The 16329-nt window shown below is 67.6% G+C and carries 10 protein-coding genes, 1 tRNA gene and 3 pseudogenes; 9 read left to right on the top strand and 5 right to left on the bottom strand.

The genetic code is table 11. From position 1 onward, the window contains the following. Positions 1-21: 21 nt before the first annotated feature. The 6 genes and pseudogenes from M2266_RS09040 to M2266_RS09065 all read left to right on the top strand — a co-directional run bounded on the left by M2266_RS09040 (position 22) and on the right by M2266_RS09065 (position 6635). The gene (locus M2266_RS09040; protein ID WP_277437704.1) at positions 22-654 is read left to right on the top strand and encodes a hypothetical protein; all 633 of its coding nucleotides are present in this window, start codon (positions 22-24) and stop codon (positions 652-654) included. A 273-nt stretch (positions 655-927) separates the two neighbouring features. Next, positions 928-2160 carry a branched-chain amino acid ABC transporter substrate-binding protein gene (locus tag M2266_RS09045; protein ID WP_277437705.1) on the top strand — a complete coding sequence of 411 codons (1233 nt, stop codon included), beginning with the start codon at positions 928-930 and terminating at the stop codon, positions 2158-2160. Positions 2161-2293: 133 nt separating this feature from the next. Next, positions 2294-3220: a branched-chain amino acid ABC transporter permease gene (locus tag M2266_RS09050; protein ID WP_277437706.1), complete on the top strand. Its 927-nt coding sequence runs from the start codon at positions 2294-2296 to the stop codon at positions 3218-3220. A gap of 5 nt (positions 3221-3225) precedes the next feature. Beyond that, positions 3226-5008: pseudogene (locus tag M2266_RS09055) on the top strand (branched-chain amino acid ABC transporter permease). Positions 5009-5016: 8 nt separating this feature from the next. Continuing rightward, positions 5017-5922, top strand: coding sequence for an ABC transporter ATP-binding protein (locus M2266_RS09060; protein ID WP_277441118.1), 906 nt, complete (start codon positions 5017-5019; stop codon positions 5920-5922). Continuing rightward, complete coding sequence (locus M2266_RS09065) at positions 5919-6635, top strand: ABC transporter ATP-binding protein (RefSeq protein WP_277437707.1); 717 nt, start codon at positions 5919-5921, stop codon at positions 6633-6635. The genes M2266_RS09060 and M2266_RS09065 overlap by 4 nt, the downstream gene beginning before the upstream one ends. Before the next feature lie 73 nt (positions 6636-6708). Here the strand turns inward: M2266_RS09065 and M2266_RS09070 are convergent. Continuing rightward, positions 6709-7285 (bottom strand): annotated as a pseudogene (locus M2266_RS09070) (response regulator). Positions 7286-7423: 138 nt separating this feature from the next. Between M2266_RS09070 and M2266_RS09075 the strand changes: the two are divergent. Together M2266_RS09075 and M2266_RS09080 are read left to right on the top strand one after the other, a co-directional pair. Then, positions 7424-7506 (top strand) — tRNA-Leu (locus M2266_RS09075). Between the two features lie 111 nt (positions 7507-7617). Continuing rightward, a complete protein-coding gene (locus M2266_RS09080) occupies positions 7618-8394 on the top strand; it encodes a helix-turn-helix domain-containing protein (protein ID WP_277437708.1) in 777 nt (258 codons plus the stop codon). A gap of 871 nt (positions 8395-9265) precedes the next feature. Here the strand turns inward: M2266_RS09080 and pyk are convergent. After that, a complete protein-coding gene (gene pyk / locus M2266_RS09085) occupies positions 9266-10699 on the bottom strand; it encodes a pyruvate kinase (RefSeq protein ID WP_277437709.1) in 1434 nt (477 codons plus the stop codon). A gap of 129 nt (positions 10700-10828) precedes the next feature. Next, positions 10829-11539 (bottom strand): SIMPL domain-containing protein, encoded by a 711-nt coding sequence (locus M2266_RS09090; RefSeq protein WP_277437710.1) that lies wholly within the window; start codon positions 11537-11539, stop codon positions 10829-10831. Positions 11540-11670: 131 nt separating this feature from the next. Between M2266_RS09090 and M2266_RS09095 the strand changes: the two genes are divergently transcribed. Then, positions 11671-13497, top strand: coding sequence for a 5'-nucleotidase C-terminal domain-containing protein (locus M2266_RS09095; RefSeq protein ID WP_277437711.1), 1827 nt, complete (start codon positions 11671-11673; stop codon positions 13495-13497). Here M2266_RS09095 and M2266_RS09100 read toward each other — a convergent pair. Continuing rightward, a pseudogene (locus M2266_RS09100) lies at positions 13469-14889 on the bottom strand (SidA/IucD/PvdA family monooxygenase). The gene M2266_RS09095 and the pseudogene M2266_RS09100 sit on opposite strands and share 29 nt — an antisense overlap. Further along, positions 14886-16271, bottom strand: coding sequence for an aminotransferase class V-fold PLP-dependent enzyme (locus M2266_RS09105; RefSeq protein WP_277437712.1), 1386 nt, complete (start codon positions 16269-16271; stop codon positions 14886-14888). Before M2266_RS09105 ends, M2266_RS09100 begins: the two are co-directional and overlap by 4 nt. Positions 16272-16329: the final 58 nt, after the last annotated feature.

Below are 16329 nucleotides of genomic sequence, written 5' to 3' on the forward strand. Positions count from 1 at the left end.
TCGCACCAGGGCCGGCGCCCGGTGAGCGGCATCGGCCCGGTGGAAGGCCCCGGCGGCGGTGCACCCAGCGTCAACCCCCCGCTCCCGTCCGGCCGTTGGGCCCATCACTGGCAAGTGCGCCGGGCGGCGCTGTCCGTCCGCGGGCGGCGTACGCTCACGGCCGCCACCGCGGCCCTGGCGGCCATCGCGGTCGTCAGCCTCGGTCACGCGCTGCGCACCCCCGAGCCGGTTCCCGACCCCGGCCCGTGGCCCGCCCAGGTCACCTACATCGCCTACGAGTCGGGCCGCCTGCAGCCCAAACCCGCCGTCGGTTCCGGGGAGTTCGGATTCGTGGTGAGCGTGCGGGACGGAACTCCGGTGACGATTCTCAGCGTTACCCCCTCATTCGAGGGACTCGGCGCCGAAATCGGCCCCTCGGTGCCTTTAACGGTGAAGCAGGGAACAAGCAGGCACATCACGATAAAGATGTTCGTTCGTAAATGTTCCGGACTACCGCTCGACGTCGATCTGCCCGTTCTGGACGTAACGCTGCGTAACACGCGCGCAATACAGAATCAGAGCTTCATCTTCGGCGGCGGCTACCCCCGCGACCTTTCCGCTTTCCTGCACCGAATCTGCCGCCCGACGCCCGCCGACGGCTCGTCCGCGCCGTAGCGGAAGTGCGGATTCTCGATATCCGAACATCGACGTGAAACATGCGGACAGGGTGACAAACCCACCCAAACACCCCACGTAACCTCAACAAAAGCTCAAGAGTTTCCATCCGGCATAACAAGACAGTCACACTCTTCCCGCACCGCTGCCCGAGTTCCCCACACAGGCCTAGAGTCACGGCCAGTCACCGCGCCACCGGATTCGCCAGTTCGGGTTCCAGCGCACGACTCGGCCTCTCACCAGAGCAGGCCGCGCCTGGGGAAAGGACTGATCGTGCGACACCGTTCCTTGCTGCTACTGACCTCCGTGCTCACCACTGGGGCCCTCACACTTACCGCCTGCGGCTCCCGCAGCGACGACAGCAAGAAGGGCGACGACGGCGCCGCCACCACCGTCGTCATCGGAGTCGACGCTCCGCTCACCGGCGACCTGTCCGCACTGGGCCAAGGCATCAAGAACTCCGTCGAGCTCGCCGCCAACACGGCGAACAAGACCAAAGAGGTGCCCGGCGTCACGTTCAAGATCCAGGCGCTGGACGACCAGGGCAAGCCCGGCCCCGGCCAGCAGAACGCCACCAAGCTCGTCGGTGACAAGACCGTCGTCGGAGTCGTCGGCCCGCTGAACTCCTCCGTCGCCCAGTCGATGCAGAAGATCTTCGACGGCGCGAACCTCGTCGAGGTCTCCCCGGCCAACACCAACCCCTCCCTGACCCAGGGCGAGAAGTGGGCGACGGGCACCAAGGCCCGCACGTTCAAGTCGTACTTCCGCACCGCGACCACGGACGCCATCCAGGGCCCGTTCGCCGCGCAGTACCTCTTCGGCGAAGCGAAGAAGTCCAAGGTCTACGTCATCGACGACCAGAAGACCTACGGGGCCGGCCTCGCCGCCACCTTCACCGGCGAGTTCACCAAGCTCGGCGGCAAGGTCGTCGGCACCGCCCACGTCAACCCCGACGACCGCGACTTCAACGCCATCGTCACCAAGGTCAAGGCCGCCGGCGCCGACGCGGTCTACTACGGCGGCGAGTACCCCGCCGCCGGTCCGCTGAGCCAGCAGCTCAAGGACAACGGCGTCAACATCCCGCTCATGGGCGGCGACGGCATGTACAGCGCCGACTACATCTCGCTGAACAAGAAGGCCGAAGGCGACCTCGCCACCTCCGTCGGCGCGCCCGTCGAGACCCTCCCGTCCGCGAAGAAGTTCGTCGCCGACTACGCGGCCGCAGGCTACAAGCAGGCCTTCGAAGCGTACGGCGGCTACTCCTACGACTCCGCCTGGGCCATCATCCAGGCCGTCAAGACGGTCATCAACGACAACGGCGGCAAGCTCCCGACGGACGCCCGCGCGAAGATCACCACGGCCATGTCCAAGGTCTCCTTCAACGGCGTGACCGGCACCGTCTCCTTCGACGAGTTCGGTGACACCACCAACAAGCAGCTCACCGTGTACCAGGTCAAGGGCGGCAAGTGGGCGCCGATCAAGAGCGGCGTGTTCAACCAGAGCTGACCACCCGCCGAACGACACCAACCCGCACCTGACCCACCGCAGTACCCCCCTGTAAGTACGCAACCGGCCGCGCGGTCCCTCATCAGAGCCCGCGCGGCCGGGCGTATCCGTCCCACTCCACGGAGGCCCTGCGGTGCACGAACTGCCGCAACAGCTGGCCAACGGCCTGATCCTCGGCGCGTTGTACGGACTGATAGCAATCGGCTACACGATGGTCTACGGCATCGTCCAGCTGATCAACTTCGCCCATGGCGAGATCTTCATGATCGGGGGGTTCGGCGCCCTCACCGCCTTCCTCGTCCTTCCCAGCGGCACCGCCCTCTGGGTCGCACTCCCCCTCATGATCGTCGGAGGCGTCGTCTGCTCCGTCGCCGTCGCCGTCGCCGCCGAACGGTTCGCCTACCGGCCACTGCGCAACGCGCCCCGGCTGGCACCCCTCATCACCGCGATCGGCCTGTCCATCGCCCTCCAGCAGGCCATCTGGAAGTGGTACCCGGACGCGAACAAGGACCACCCCTTCCCGCGCTTCGCCGGTGAACCCTTCCACCTCGGCAGCGTCACCATCCAGCGCGGCACGATCTTCCTGCTCATCGCCGCCCCGGTCTGCATGCTCGCCCTCGGCCTGTTCGTCGCCAAGACCCGCATGGGCCGCGGCATGCAGGCGACCAGCCAGGACCCCGACACCGCCAAGCTGATGGGCATCAACACCGACCGCATCATCGTCATGGCCTTCGCCATCGGTGCCGCGTTCGCAGCCGTCGCAGCCGTCGCCTACGGGCTCAAGGACGGCCAGATCAGCTACCGCATGGGCTTCCTCATGGGCCTCAAGGCCTTCACCGCGGCAGTACTCGGCGGCATCGGCAACATCTACGGCGCCATGCTCGGCGGCATCACCCTCGGCATCGCAGAAGCCCTCGCCACCGGCTACATCGACAACATCCCCGGCATGGGCGAATTCGGCTCCGCCTGGAAAGACGTCTGGGCCTTCGTCCTGCTCATTCTCGTACTGCTGATCCGGCCCCAGGGCCTGCTCGGCGAACGCGTCGCGGATCGGGCGTGATCCACATGACCACAGACACCATCCCCCGGCAGCAGGGGATCATCCCCCTCCCGGAGAAGACCGCCCGCGCACTCGTCGCCATCGGCGCCGCCGCCACCGCGGTCTCCACCTTCCTCCCCTGGACCTGGACCTCCGAATACCCCGGCGACCTCACCGTCGCCGGCTACCCCGGCGGCCTCCAGGTGCTCGCCCTCGTCGGCGCGCTCCTCACGCTGCTCTACGCCGCCGCGTCCTACGGCGTACGCGGACTGCGCTGGCTGAACCCCGCCGGCACCGACAGCCCCCTCTTCCTGCTCACCCGCGGACTGTTCGGCGTCGTCGGCTACACGGTCGTCAGCATCACCGTGGAACTCAACGGCATCGTCAACCTCGAACCCGGTGCCTACGTCGCGATCGCCGCCGCCCTCGCCACGCTCATCGGAGCCCTCGCCCTACCCAGCCGTGGCGCCGCACCCGTCAACGTCTGGAAGGCTGTCTGGGGCGCGCTCGACACGGACCCGCCCCCCAAGCCCGCCCGCACCCTCCCCTCCTGGGCGGAACTCCTCGTCATCGTGGCCGCGTTCGGCGTCGGCCTCTACGTCTTCACGTACGGCATCGACACCGCATACGCGGAACTCTTCGTCGGCTTCCTGATCGTCGTCGCCTTCAGCTTCGCCGCCCTCATCAAAAGCGGCCTGATCGCCCGACTGACCATCCTCACCACGAAGCACCGCAACGTCACCATCGCCGCCGCCTTCACCGCAGCGGCCGCCTTCCCCTTCACCCAGGACAACGACGCCTACACCTCCGTCGGCGTCAACATCCTGGTCTTCGCCACCGTCGCCCTCGGCCTCAACGTCGTCGTCGGCCTCGCAGGGCCTCCTCGACCTCGGATACGTCGCCTTCCTCGGCGTCGGCGCCTACACCGCCGCCCTGGTATCCGGCTCCACCTCCTCCGCGCTCGGCATCCAGTTCCCCTTCTGGGCCGCAGCCCTCGCGGGCGCCGCCGCCTCCCTGGTCTTCGGCGTCCTCATCGGAGCACCCACCCTGCGGCTGCGCGGCGACTACCTCGCCATCGTCACCCTCGGCTTCGGTGAAATCTTCCGCATCACCATGAACAACCTCAACGGCACCACCGGGCCCGACATCACCAACGGACCCAACGGCATCTCCAACGTCCCCGACCTCGACATGTTCGGGTTCAACTTCGGAGACAGCCACGACACCGGCATCAACAGCCTCGGCAGGTTCGGCAACTACTACCTGCTGATGCTCGTCTTCACCGCCATCGTCGTCCTCGTCTTCCGACGCGCCGGAGAATCCCGCATCGGCCGCGCCTGGGTCGCCATCCGTGAAGACGAAACCGCCGCCACCGCCATGGGCATCAACGGCTTCCGCCTCAAACTCATGGCCTTCGCACTCGGCGCCAGCCTCGCCGGACTCGCCGGAGCCGTACAGGCCCACGTGACCTACAGCGTCACGCCCGACCAGTTCGAGTTCGCCGGGACCGCACCGCCCAACTCCGCGTTCCTCCTCGCCGCCGTCATCCTCGGTGGCATGGGAACCGTCAGCGGCCCCCTCATCGGCGCCTCACTGCTCTACCTCATCCCGGTCAAACTGCAGTTCATGCACGACTACCAGCTCCTCCTCTTCGGCCTCGCGCTCATCCTCCTGATGCGCTTCCGCCCCGAAGGCCTGGTCGTCAACCGCCGGTCCAAACTCGAATACCACGAGACCGACCAGCTCTCCATCCCCGAACAACTCACGCTCTCCGACGCCAACGTCGGCACCAGCAAGACAGGGGCGTGAGCGGCACCATGACCACCGACACCACCACCCCCGAAGCCGGCCCCGCACCCACCACCGGCACCCCCCTGCTGCACGCCTCCGGCGTCACCATGCGATTCGGCGGCCTCACCGCCGTCCGATCCGTCGACCTCACCGTCAACACCGGAGAGATCGTCGGCCTCATCGGCCCCAACGGCGCCGGCAAGACCACCTTCTTCAACTGCCTCACCGGCCTGTACGTCCCCACCGAGGGCACCGTCAGCTACCGCGGCAAGGTCCTGCCACCCAAACCCCACCTCGTCACCCAGGCCGGCATCGCCCGCACCTTCCAGAACATCCGGCTCTTCGCCAACATGACCGTCCTGGAAAACGTGCTCGTCGGCCGCCACACCCGCACCAAAGAAGGCCTGTTCTCCGCACTCCTGCGCGGCCCCGGCTTCAAACGCGCCGAAACCGCCTCCCGAGACCGCGCCATGGAACTCCTCGCCTTCATCGGCCTCGAATCCAAAGCCGAACACCTGGCGCGCAACCTCCCCTACGGCGACCAGCGCAAGCTGGAGATCGCCCGCGCGCTGGCCAGCGACCCGGGCCTCCTGCTCCTCGACGAGCCCACGGCGGGTATGAACCCGCAGGAGACCCGCACCACCGAAGAACTCGTCTTCGCCATCCGCGACATGGGCATCGCCGTCCTCGTCATCGAGCACGACATGCGCTTCATCTTCAACCTCTGCGACCGCGTCTCCGTACTGGTCCAGGGCGAGAAACTCGTCGAAGGCACCAGCGAGGTCGTCCAGCGCGACGACCGCGTCATCGCCGCCTACCTCGGCGAACCCTTCGAAGGCGCCCCGGGCGACGAAGAACTCGCCGAGGTCGAGGCAGCGGAAACCGCGACCGGCAGCACCACCAGCACCACAGGTACGGAGGGCGAACGATGACCGCACTGCTCGAAGTCGAGGACCTGCGCGTCGCCTACGGCAAGATCGAGGCTGTCAAGGGCATCTCGTTCAGCGTCGAAGAAGGCCAGGTCGTCACCCTCATCGGCACCAACGGCGCGGGCAAGACCACCACCCTGCGCACGCTGTCCGGGCTCATCAAACCGCTCAGCGGCAAGATCAGCTTCGGCGGCCAGTCGCTGGACAAGGTGCCGGCACACAAGATCGTGGCACTGGGCCTGGCCCACTCCCCCGAAGGCCGCCACATCTTCCCCCGCCTCACCATCGAGAACAACCTGCAGCTCGGCGCCTACCTGCGCAACGACAAAGCAGCCATCGCCCAGGACATCAAGCGCGCCTACGACCTCTTCCCCATCCTCGGGGAACGCAGGAAGCAGGCCGCGGGAACGCTCTCCGGCGGTGAACAGCAGATGCTCGCCATGGGCCGCGCGCTGATGTCGCGACCCAAACTGCTCATGCTCGACGAGCCCTCCATGGGCCTCTCCCCGATCATGATGCAGAAGATCATGCACACGATCGCCGAGCTCAAATCCCAGGGCACCACGATCCTGCTCGTCGAACAGAACGCGCAAGCCGCGCTCTCCCTCGCCGACCAGGGCCATGTCATGGAAATCGGCAAGATCGTCCTCAAGGGAACCGGCGCGGACCTGCTCCACGACGAATCCGTGCGGAAGGCGTACCTCGGCGAGGACTGACGGCCTCGCGCCACGCCACGTCGAAGGGCCGCACCGTTGTCACGGTGCGGCCCTTCGTCACATCGCTCCCCGGCTACTTCTCCGGAACCTCGTCGATCACGGCCCTGCGCCACCTGCTGCATCGACATCCGGCGATCCATCGACGTCTTCTGGATCCAGCGGAACGCCGCCGGCTCCGACAGGCCGTACTTCGTCTGCAGCACACTCTTCGCCCGGTCCACCAGCTTCCGGGTCTCCAACCGCAACGACAGATCCGCGACCTCGAGCTCCAGCGCCCGCAACTCCTGGAACCGGCTCACGGCCATCTCTATGGCCGGCACCAGATCGCTCTTGCTGAACGGCTTCACGAGATACGCCATCGCCCCGGCATCCCGCGCCCGCTCGACCAGCTCCCGCTGGGAGAACGCGGTCAGCATCAGCACGGGCGCGATCTTCGCCTTCGCGATCTGCTCGGCGGCGGAGATCCCGTCCAGGATGGGCATCTTCACATCCAGGATCACCAGATCCGGCCGGTGCTCCTCCGCCAGCTTGACGGCGGTCTCGCCGTCGCCGCAGTCACCGACGACGGAGTAGCCCTCCTCCTCCAGCATCTCCTTGAGATCGAGCCGGATCAGCGCCTCGTCCTCGGCGATGACGACACGGGTCGTCATCGGCGGTACGTGCGACTGCTCGTCTATGGGCTCGGCGGCGCTCAACGGGACTCCTCGATCACGGCGGGGGTACTGCCCCCAGAGCCTACCTAGCGACACCTGCGCGCGCCGACCCGGTACACTGCTGACCATCACCTAGCCGGGTTGGTGGAAGGGTATACACGGAGGTCTCAAACACCTCTGCCCGAGAGGGCTTGCGGGTTCGAATCCCGCACCCGGTACATATTACGCCTTCGATTCCAAGGTAAGCGTTTCTTGCTAAAGAACGCTGAAGATGGTGAACCGTTACTTAAACGGCCCCTACCGTCCCGTACGCCGCACATGCTCGGCCTATGCACGATCTCGAGATTCGCCATCGGGCCGGCCGCCTCGTCCGCTCCAGCATAGCCAACGCCGAGGTCGGCCGACGTCTCAACGTCCCGCTGGGCAGCGTCTCCTATTGGGTGCACATGGACCGCGCCAAGCGCGGCGAGTGCCCCGGCGCGCACAATCCGCTGTGCCCACGATGCGACGGGCGCGCGCTGGACGAGGCGGCGTATTCGTACCTGCTAGGGCTCTACCTCGGGGACGGCCACATCAGCCACTACGCCAGGGTGCCAAGCCTGATGATCTCCTGCGATGACGCGTGGCCCGGCTTGATGGACGCTGCGGAAGCGGCCCTTCGTTCGGTCTTCCCGAGCAACGCCACATGCCGTGTACGGAGCAAGGGATCGCACAACGTCAAGGTGTACTCCAAGCACCTCGACTGCTTCTTCCCGCAACACGGAACCGGCAAGAAGCACGACCGCCATATCGCGCTGGCGCCTTGGCAGCATGACATCGTCGAGGAGTACCCCTGGGAATTGATTCGCGGACTCATCCATTCCGATGGATGCCGGATCATCAACTGGACCGAAAAGACGGTCGGAGGAGTGCGGAAGCGCTACGAGTACCCGCGGTACCTGTTCGCCAACAAGTCGGACGACATCCGGAAGATCCATACCAACACCCTCAACGCTGTCGGCGTTGAGTGGTCGACGCCGGCACGGGGCTGCGACCCCTTCAACGTCTCCGTGGCCCGCCGCGCCTCCGTCGCGCTCATGGACCTGCAGGTGGGGCCCACGTACTGAGTGCCCGCTCCCGGGGACAGTTTGTGATCTTCGTTTGGCTGGCTGATCCGGGTTGCGACGGGGTCCGGGGGTCGCCTGGCGCACGGGCAACAGGCGGCCACGCGCTGCGGTTTGCCCGCCCACGCCTCACGGACCCGTTTCGTCCGGCAGGCACCACGTGGCACACATCACATTGCACCCTGTTCACAGCACCATCCACAGAACCGTCCTAACCTTGCATCACAGTAATCCGCTCCTGCCACACCGAACTTCCCCTCGTTGGAGGAACGTTGAAGAAGCTCCGTGCCGCCGTTGCGGCTGTCCTGGTCTCTGGCGCCGTCGTGGCCGCCACGGCTGGCGCAGCGGCTCCCGCGTACGCTCAGGATCGCCAGCCCATAGCCACCCCAGCCAGTGCTGCGGCTGCTTGGCAATTCACTGGGAACGTTTACGCGTACAAATCAGCCTGCGTGGATGCTGGTCAGGAGTATCAGCGTGAAGGCTTTCCGTACCAATGCCGTTATCAGTGGTTTCCGCAGACCAGTCAGTACTTGTACTACCTCTACATCTGGAACTGAGGTCGGCAGGGCGTCCTTTGGTCTGGGTCAGCCGGAGGGTCGGAACCGCACCTGCTCACCCTTTGCAGTGGGTCAAGCGGCCAGTAGGTAATCACGGTCCGTCAGCGGCCTGCCGGATCACGCGTCCGGCAGGCCTCCCCCTGCGGCGTGGCGAATCGCGCCTCTATGCGCTTGAGTCCGCTGCGCCGGTGCGGGTGGGGGCCTTGCCTGTGGTGCCGCCGGCTCCGACCCACCGCACGCCGCAGGCGAGATCATCCAGTCAAACAGGGATCACGAGCAGTCGAAGCCAGACCTGAGCTCCCACGGAGTGCCTCCTGCTACTTCGGGGAGTCGTCCTCGCCGATGTGGTGGACGCGTACCAGGTTCGTGGTGCCGGGGACGCCCGGCGGGGAGCCGGCCGTGATGACGACGATGTCGCCCTTCTGGCACTTGCCGACGCGGAGCAGTTGTTCGTCGACCTGGTCGACCATTTCGTCGGTGGTCTGGACCATGGGGCCGAGGAGGGTTTCGACGCCCCAGGTGAGGTTGAGTTGGGAGCGGGTGGCGGGTTCGGGGGTGAAGGCGAGGAGGGGGATCGGGGAGCGGTAGCGGCTGAGGCGGCGGACGGTGTCGCCTGATTGAGTGAACGCGACGAGGTATTTCGCGCCGAGGAAGTCGCCCATTTCGGCGGCGGCTCGGGCGACGGCTCCGCCTTGGGTGCGGGGTTTGTTGCGTTCGGTGAGTGGGGGGAGGCCGGAGGAGAGGATCTCTTCTTCGGAGGCGCAGATGATGCGGCCCATGACTTTGACGGTTTCGATGGGGTATTTGCCGACGCTGGTTTCGCCGGAGAGCATGACGGCGTCGGTGCCGTCCATGATGGCGTTGGCGACGTCGGAGGCTTCGGCGCGGGTGGGGCGGGATGCGTCGATCATGGAGTCGAGCATCTGGGTGGCGACGATGACGGGTTTGGCGTTGCGCTTGGCGAGTTTGATGGCGCGCTTCTGGACCATGGGGACGGCTTCGAGGGGCATTTCGACGCCGAGGTCGCCGCGGGCGACCATGATGCCGTCGAAGGCGTCGACGATCTCTTCGAGGTTGTCGACGGCCTGCGGCTTTTCGATCTTGGCGATGACGGGGACGCGGCGTCCCTCTTCCTTCATGATGCGGTGGACGTCGATGACGTCCTGGGCGCTGCGGACGAAGGAGAGGGCGATGATGTCGGCGCCGATGCGCAGGGCCCAGCGGAGGTCTTGGATGTCCTTTTCGGAGAGGGCGGGGACGGAGACCGCGACGCCTGGGAGGTTGAGTCCCTTGTTGTCGGAGACCATGCCGCCTTCGATGACGATGGTGTGGACGCGGGAGCCTTGGACTTCGGTGACTTCGAGGGTGACGCGGCCGTCGTCGACGAGGATGCGTTCGCCTTTGCTGACGTCTGCGGCGAGGCCTTTGTAGGTGGTTCCGCAGGTTTGGCGGTCGCCTTCGACGTCTTCGACGGTGATGGTGAATTCGTCGCCGCGTTCAAGGAGTACGGGGCCTTCGGTGAATCGGCCGAGGCGGATCTTCGGGCCTTGGAGGTCGGCGAGGATGCCGATGCTGCGTCCGGTCTCTTCGGAGGCTTTGCGTACGTGGTGGTAGCGGCTCTCGTGGTCGGTGTAGGAGCCGTGGCTGAGGTTGAGGCGGGCGACGTCCATTCCGGCTTCGACAAGTGCTTTGATCTGGTCGTAGTTGTCGGTGGCGGGGCCCAGGGTGCAGACAATTTTTGCTCGGCGCATGTTTCGAGCCTATGACTTACTGACGGGTAGACAGATGGGCGGAGGCGACTGTCCAACGTCGGCTGGATTAACGGTTGTTGACAAGTGTCGAACGTGCATGGGAATGCTCATGTGAGCAGTGTTGCGGGGTCAGGTGAGGACGGGTGGAGTCATGGTGAAGTGTGCGGTGACTTGCGCGTGGACGTTCTGGCGTTCGGGTTCGAGGTCGAGGGACGGCGGGGCGGCTGTGTCGGCGGAGTAGCCGCCGGCGCGGGCGCTCATGACGAAGGCCGCCTGCTGGGGGTAGGGGGTCGCTTGGTGGACGCCGTCGTCGGCGAGTTCGATGAGGGCGGTGAGGGTGGCGCCGAGGGCTTCGGCGTATTCGCGGCCGCGCTGGACTGCGTCGCGAACGGCTTGCTGGCGGGCTTCGCGGTAGACGGGCGACTGGGGGCGCAGTGACCACCAGGGGCCGTCGACGGCGGTGAGTTCGAGGTCGGCGAGGCGGGTGGTGAGTTCGCCGAGTGCGGTGAAGTCGGTGAGGGTGGCGCCGATGCGGACGACGCCGTGGTAGGCGCGGATCTTCTCGCCTCGGTCGCGGCCTTTGTCGCGGAGTTCGGGGGTCAGGCCGATGGTTCCGGTTTCGAGTTTTTCGACGGCGTCGCCGTAGCTCTTGATGAGGTCGAGGGCTTGGGTGTTGCGGCGGGTGAGGTCGTCGAGGGTGTGGCGGCGGTCGGCGCCGCGGGATCGGACGGTGACGGTGATGCGGGCGAGTTCGGGTTCGACTTCGATGGTGGCTTCGCCGCGGACGCCGACGCGGGGAGCTTCGAGGGGACGGGGGGTCCTGTCCGTTTCCGGGGTCATGTGCCCCACTGTGGCAGGCGGCTCATTTCCCGGCGGGACATCTGATGGAAACGCCTGGGGGGTGTTGCGGGGTGGGGTTCCTGCGCCAGAATCTACGCGCGTTACCTCACCAGCACAGACCGGGAGCCGACATGCCGCTCAACCGAAGGACCTTCCTCAACCGTTCCGCCGCCACGGGGGCGGGCATGGCGCTCGCGGGCGCGGGGACCGTCGCGGCCGCCGCGCCGGCGCAGGCGCACGACGCGGGGCACGGGCCCGGCCCGAAGACGTACTCGCTGCGGGTGCTGGGCACGACGGATCTGCACGGGCATGTCTTCAACTGGGACTACTTCACGGACAAGGAGTACGACGACAGCACCCACAACGACGTGGGCCTGGCGAAGATCTCCACGCTGGTGGAGCAGGCGCGTGCCGAGAAGGGCTGCGACCGCACCCTGTTGATCGACGCGGGCGACATCATCCAGGGCACGCAGTTGTCGTACTACTACGCGCGGGTGGAGCCGATCACCGGCACCCCCGGCAAGCACACGAAGCCGCCCGTCCACCCGATGGCGCTGGCGATGAACCACATGCGCTACGACGCGGCGGCGCTGGGCAACCACGAGTTCAACTACGGCATCCCGGTGCTGCGCAGGTTTCAGGAGCAGTGCGACTTCCCGCTGCTGGCGGCGAACGCGGTGGACGCGAAGACGCTGAAGCCGGCGTTCCCGCCGTACACGATCAAGCGGATCAAGGTGCACGGCGGGCCGGACATCAAGGTGGGGATCCTGGGGCTGACGAACCCGGGGATCGCGATCTGGGACAAGGCGAACGTGCAGGGGAAGATGGCGTTCCCGGGTCTGGTGGAGCAGGCGAAGATCTATGTGCCGAAGTTGCGGGCGCTGGGCTGTGACGTGGTGATCTGCACGGATCACTCGGGTCTTGACGGCAGTACGTCGTACGGGGACGCGCTGCCGTATCCGGAGAACGCGTCGTCGCTGGTGGCGGAGCAGGTGCCGGGGATCGACGCGATCCTGGTGGGGCACACCCACAAGGAGGTCGCGTCGCGCACGGTCGTCAACACCGTGTCGGGGAAGAACGTGGTGCTGTCGGAGCCGTTGATGTGGGGGATGCGGCTGAGTGTCTTCGACATCGGGCTGGAGTTCCGCCGAGGCCGCTGGTCGGTGACGTCGGTGGTGGCGGAGGTCCGCAACGCGAACGCGGTGGCGGAGGACCCGCATGTGGTGAAGCTGGTGAAGGCGGAGCACGACAAGGTCGTGGCGTACGTGAACCAGGTGGTGGGCACGTGTGCGGTCGCGATGGCGGCGAAGGAGGCCCCGTACAAGGACACGCCGATCATCGACTTCATCAACGCGGTGCAGATGCAGACGGTGAAGGCGGCGTTGGCGGGGACGGAGTACGCGGCCCTGCCGGTGCTGTCGCAGGCGGCGTGTTTCTCGCGGACGGCGGCGATTCCGGCGGGTCAGGTGTCGCTGCGGGATGTGGCGGGGCTGTACGTGTACGAGAACACGCTGGACGCGCGGGTGCTCACGGGTGCGCAGGTGAAGGACTATCTGGAGTTCTCGGCGAAGTACTTCGTGCAGACGGCGCCGGACGCGGTGGTGGACGTGTCGAAGCTGACGAACGCGGACAGCACGCCGGACTACAACTACGACGTGGTGGGCGGGGTGTCGTACGAGATCGACATCGCGAAGCCGGTGGGTTCGCGGATCGTGAACCTGACGTTCCAGGGCGCGCCGCTGGATCCGGCGGCGAAGTTCGTGCTGGCGGTGAACAACTACCGGGCGAACGGGGGCGGCAACTTCCCGCATGTGGCGGCGACGCCGTCGGTCTGGGCGAACTCGGACGAGATCCGGAACACGATCATCGCGTGGGTGAAGGCGCAGGGTTCGATCGACCCGTCCGCCTTCGGTGCTGACAGCTGGAAGCTCACGCGCGACGGAGTGCCGCTGTTCTAGTCGGCACGTTGGATGCGGCCGTCCCGTCGAGGCCGAACGTGGTGAACGCGGTTCTGACCGGCAGGGGGGGTAGTGCTCCTTGCCGGTCAGTGCGTTGAGGATGACGGCGGAGCGCCAGGCGACGAGGCCCAGGTCGGGGGCGCCGACGCCGTGGGTGTGGCGGTTGGCGTTCTGGACGTGGACGGCGCCGCTGATGGAGGGGTCGAGGGCGAGGCGGTGGTCGGCGTCGATGCGGGGCCGGCCGGCGGCGTCGCGGCGCAGGTAGGGGTGGAGGGGGGCGAGGAGTTGTTCGATGGGGCGTTCGCGGTAGCCGGTGGCGAGGACGACGGCGCTGGTGTGGAGGCGGCTGCGGGTGCCTTGTTGTTCGTGTTCGAGGTGGAGTTCGATGCCGGTGCCGCCGAGGCGTCCGGCGGTGCGGACGCTGACGCCGGGGGTGAGGGTGGCGTCGGGCCAGCCGCCGTCGAGGGTGCGGCGGTAGAGCTCGTCGTGGATGGCGTTGATGGTGTCGTGATCGATGCCTTTGTGGAGTTGCCACTGCTGGGGGACGAGCTGGTCGCGGACGGGTTCGGCGAGGCCGTGGAAGTAGCGGGTGTAGTCGGGGGTGAACTGTTCGAGGCCGAGTTTGCTGTATTCCATGGGGGCGAAGGCGGGGGTACGGGCGATCCAGGTGAGGCGTTCGCGGCCGGCGGGTCGGGCGCGGAGCAGGTCGAGGAAGACCTCGGCGCCGGATTGTCCTGAGCCGACGACGGTGATGTGGTCGGCGGCCAGCAGGCGGGCGCGTTGTTCGACGTAGTCGGCGGAGTGGATGACGGGGACGGTGGGGGCGTCGGCGAGGGGGCGCAGGGGTTCGGGGACGTAGGGGCTGGTGCCGATGCCGATGACGAGGTTGCGGGCGTGGGTGCGGCCGAGGGCTTCGGCTTCGCCGTTGCGGTCGAGGTGGGTGTGGTCGACTTCGAACAGGGCGCGGGCGGGGTTCCAGCGGACGGTGTCGACCTGTTGGCCGAAGTGGGTGGTGGGGAGGGTTTCGGCGACCCAGCGGCAGTAGGTGTCGTATTCGGCGCGGTGGATGTGGAAGCGCTCGGCGAAGTAGAAGGGAAAGAGCCGGTCGCGGGTTTTGAGGTGGTTGAGGAAGGACCAGCGGCTGGTGGGGTCGGCGAGGGTGACGAGGTCGGCGAGGAAGGGGACCTGGAGGGTGGCGCCGTCGATGAGCAGACCGGGGTGCCACTGGAAGGTGGGCCGCTGGTCGTAGAAGGCGGCGGTGAGGTCGGGGATGCCGTCGGCGAGGGCGGCGAGGGAGAGGTTGAAGGGGCCGATGCCGATGCCGAGGAGGTCGAGGGGTTCTTCCGGGGGGGCGGGTTCGCCTGCGGGTGGGTTGGGGGGCGTGGTCGTCATCGGGCCGTGCCTTCCGTGGTGAGGTGCAGGAGCGCTGTGAGGTCGGCGGGCCGGGTGTGGGGGTTGAGCAGGGTCGCTTTGAGCCAGAGGCGTCCGTCGGCGTGGGCGCGGCCGAGTACGGCGTGGCCGTCGTGCAGGAGGCGGCGGCGCAATGCGGCGACCTGGGCGTCGTCTGCGTGGGTGGGGCGGAACAGGACGGTGCTGATCTCGGGGCGGCCGCGCAGGGTGAGGGCGGGGTGGGCGTCGATGAGGTCGGCGAGGTGCTGGGCCTGGTCGCAGACGGTGTCGATGAGGGCGCCGAGTCCTTCGCGGCCCAGTGCCCGCAGGGTGACGGCGATCTTGAACACGTCGGGTCGGCGGGTGGTGCGCAGGGAGCGGCCGAGGAGGTCGGGCAGGCCCGCTTCGGTGTCGTCGTCCGCGTTGAGGTAGTCGGTCTGGTGGTCCAGCGGCCGTAGTGCGGAGGTGTCGCGTACGGCGAGGAGGCCGGCGGCGACGGGTTGCCAGCCGAGTTTGTGCAGGTCCAGGGTGACGGAGTCGGCGAACGGCAGACCGTCGAGGCGGTGTGCTTCGCGGTCGCTGAACAGCAGGGGTCCGCCGTAGGCGGCGTCGATGTGGAGTTCGGCACCGTGGGCGGCGGTGAGGTGGGCGATTTCGGGGAGGGGGTCGATGGCGCCGGTGTCGGTGGTTCCGGCGGTCGCCACGACGAGTACGGGGCCGGCGTTGGTCAGCTCACCGAGAGCGGTGTGGAGGGTGGCGGGGTCGAGGATGCCGGCGGGGGTGGGCAGGACGAGGGCCGGTGGCAGGCCGAGGAGCCAACCGGCGCGTTGGATGCTGTGGTGGGCGTTGGCTCCGCACAGCACCCGCAGGGCGGGGGCGCCGGGTTGGCGTTCGCGGGCGAGCAGCAGGGCGAGGTGGTTGGACTCGGTGCCGCCGGTGGTGATCAGCGCGTCGGGGGCGCGGTGGCCGGGGTAGACGAGGGCGGCGAGCGCGGCGGTGGTCTCGGCTTCGAGGGCCGCGGCGGCGGGGGCCTGGTCCCAGGAGTCGAGGGACGGGTTGAGGGCGCCGGCGGCGAGGTCGGCGGCGACGGCGAGGGCCAGCGGTGGGCAGTGCAGATGGGCGACGCAGCGCGGATGCGCGGGGTCGGCCGCTCCGGCGGCGAAGGCGTGTACGAGGGTGCGCAGCGCGTGCTCGGCGCCCGTTCCGGTGTGCGGGATGACGGGGGTGCACGCGTCGCGTACGTGGCGGGTGACGGCGTCGGGGCCGCCGGCCGGGAGGGGGCCGCCGCGGGCGGTGGCTCCGGTGGTGAGTGCGTCGAGGACCGTGTCCAGCAGGGGGCGCAGGTGGGCGGGTCCTGTGATCCCTCCGGCGAGCTGGGGTGGCATGAGGTGGCCCCTTCGCGGTCGCTGCCTGTCGAGCGGGCGGTTCCGCCCGGTGTGCTCA

The organism is Streptomyces sp. SPB162 (genome assembly GCF_029504575.1).
Taxonomy (GTDB): domain Bacteria; phylum Actinomycetota; class Actinomycetes; order Streptomycetales; family Streptomycetaceae; genus Actinacidiphila.

Bases quoted from the DNA above. Each gene is read 5' to 3' on its own strand.
- M2266_RS09095 (WP_277437711.1), top strand. From the start codon at position 11,671: ATGCCGCTCAACCGAAGGACCTTCCTCAACCGTTCCGCCGCCACGGGG.
- M2266_RS09105 (WP_277437712.1), bottom strand. From the start codon at position 16,271: ATGCCACCCCAGCTCGCCGGAGGGATCACAGGACCCGCCCACCTGCGC.
- pyk (WP_277437709.1), bottom strand. From the start codon at position 10,699: ATGCGCCGAGCAAAAATTGTCTGCACCCTGGGCCCCGCCACCGACAAC.
- M2266_RS09060 (WP_277441118.1), top strand. From the start codon at position 5,017: ATGACCACCGACACCACCACCCCCGAAGCCGGCCCCGCACCCACCACC.
- M2266_RS09065 (WP_277437707.1), top strand. From the start codon at position 5,919: ATGACCGCACTGCTCGAAGTCGAGGACCTGCGCGTCGCCTACGGCAAG.
- M2266_RS09090 (WP_277437710.1), bottom strand. From the start codon at position 11,539: ATGACCCCGGAAACGGACAGGACCCCCCGTCCCCTCGAAGCTCCCCGC.
- M2266_RS09080 (WP_277437708.1), top strand. From the start codon at position 7,618: ATGCACGATCTCGAGATTCGCCATCGGGCCGGCCGCCTCGTCCGCTCC.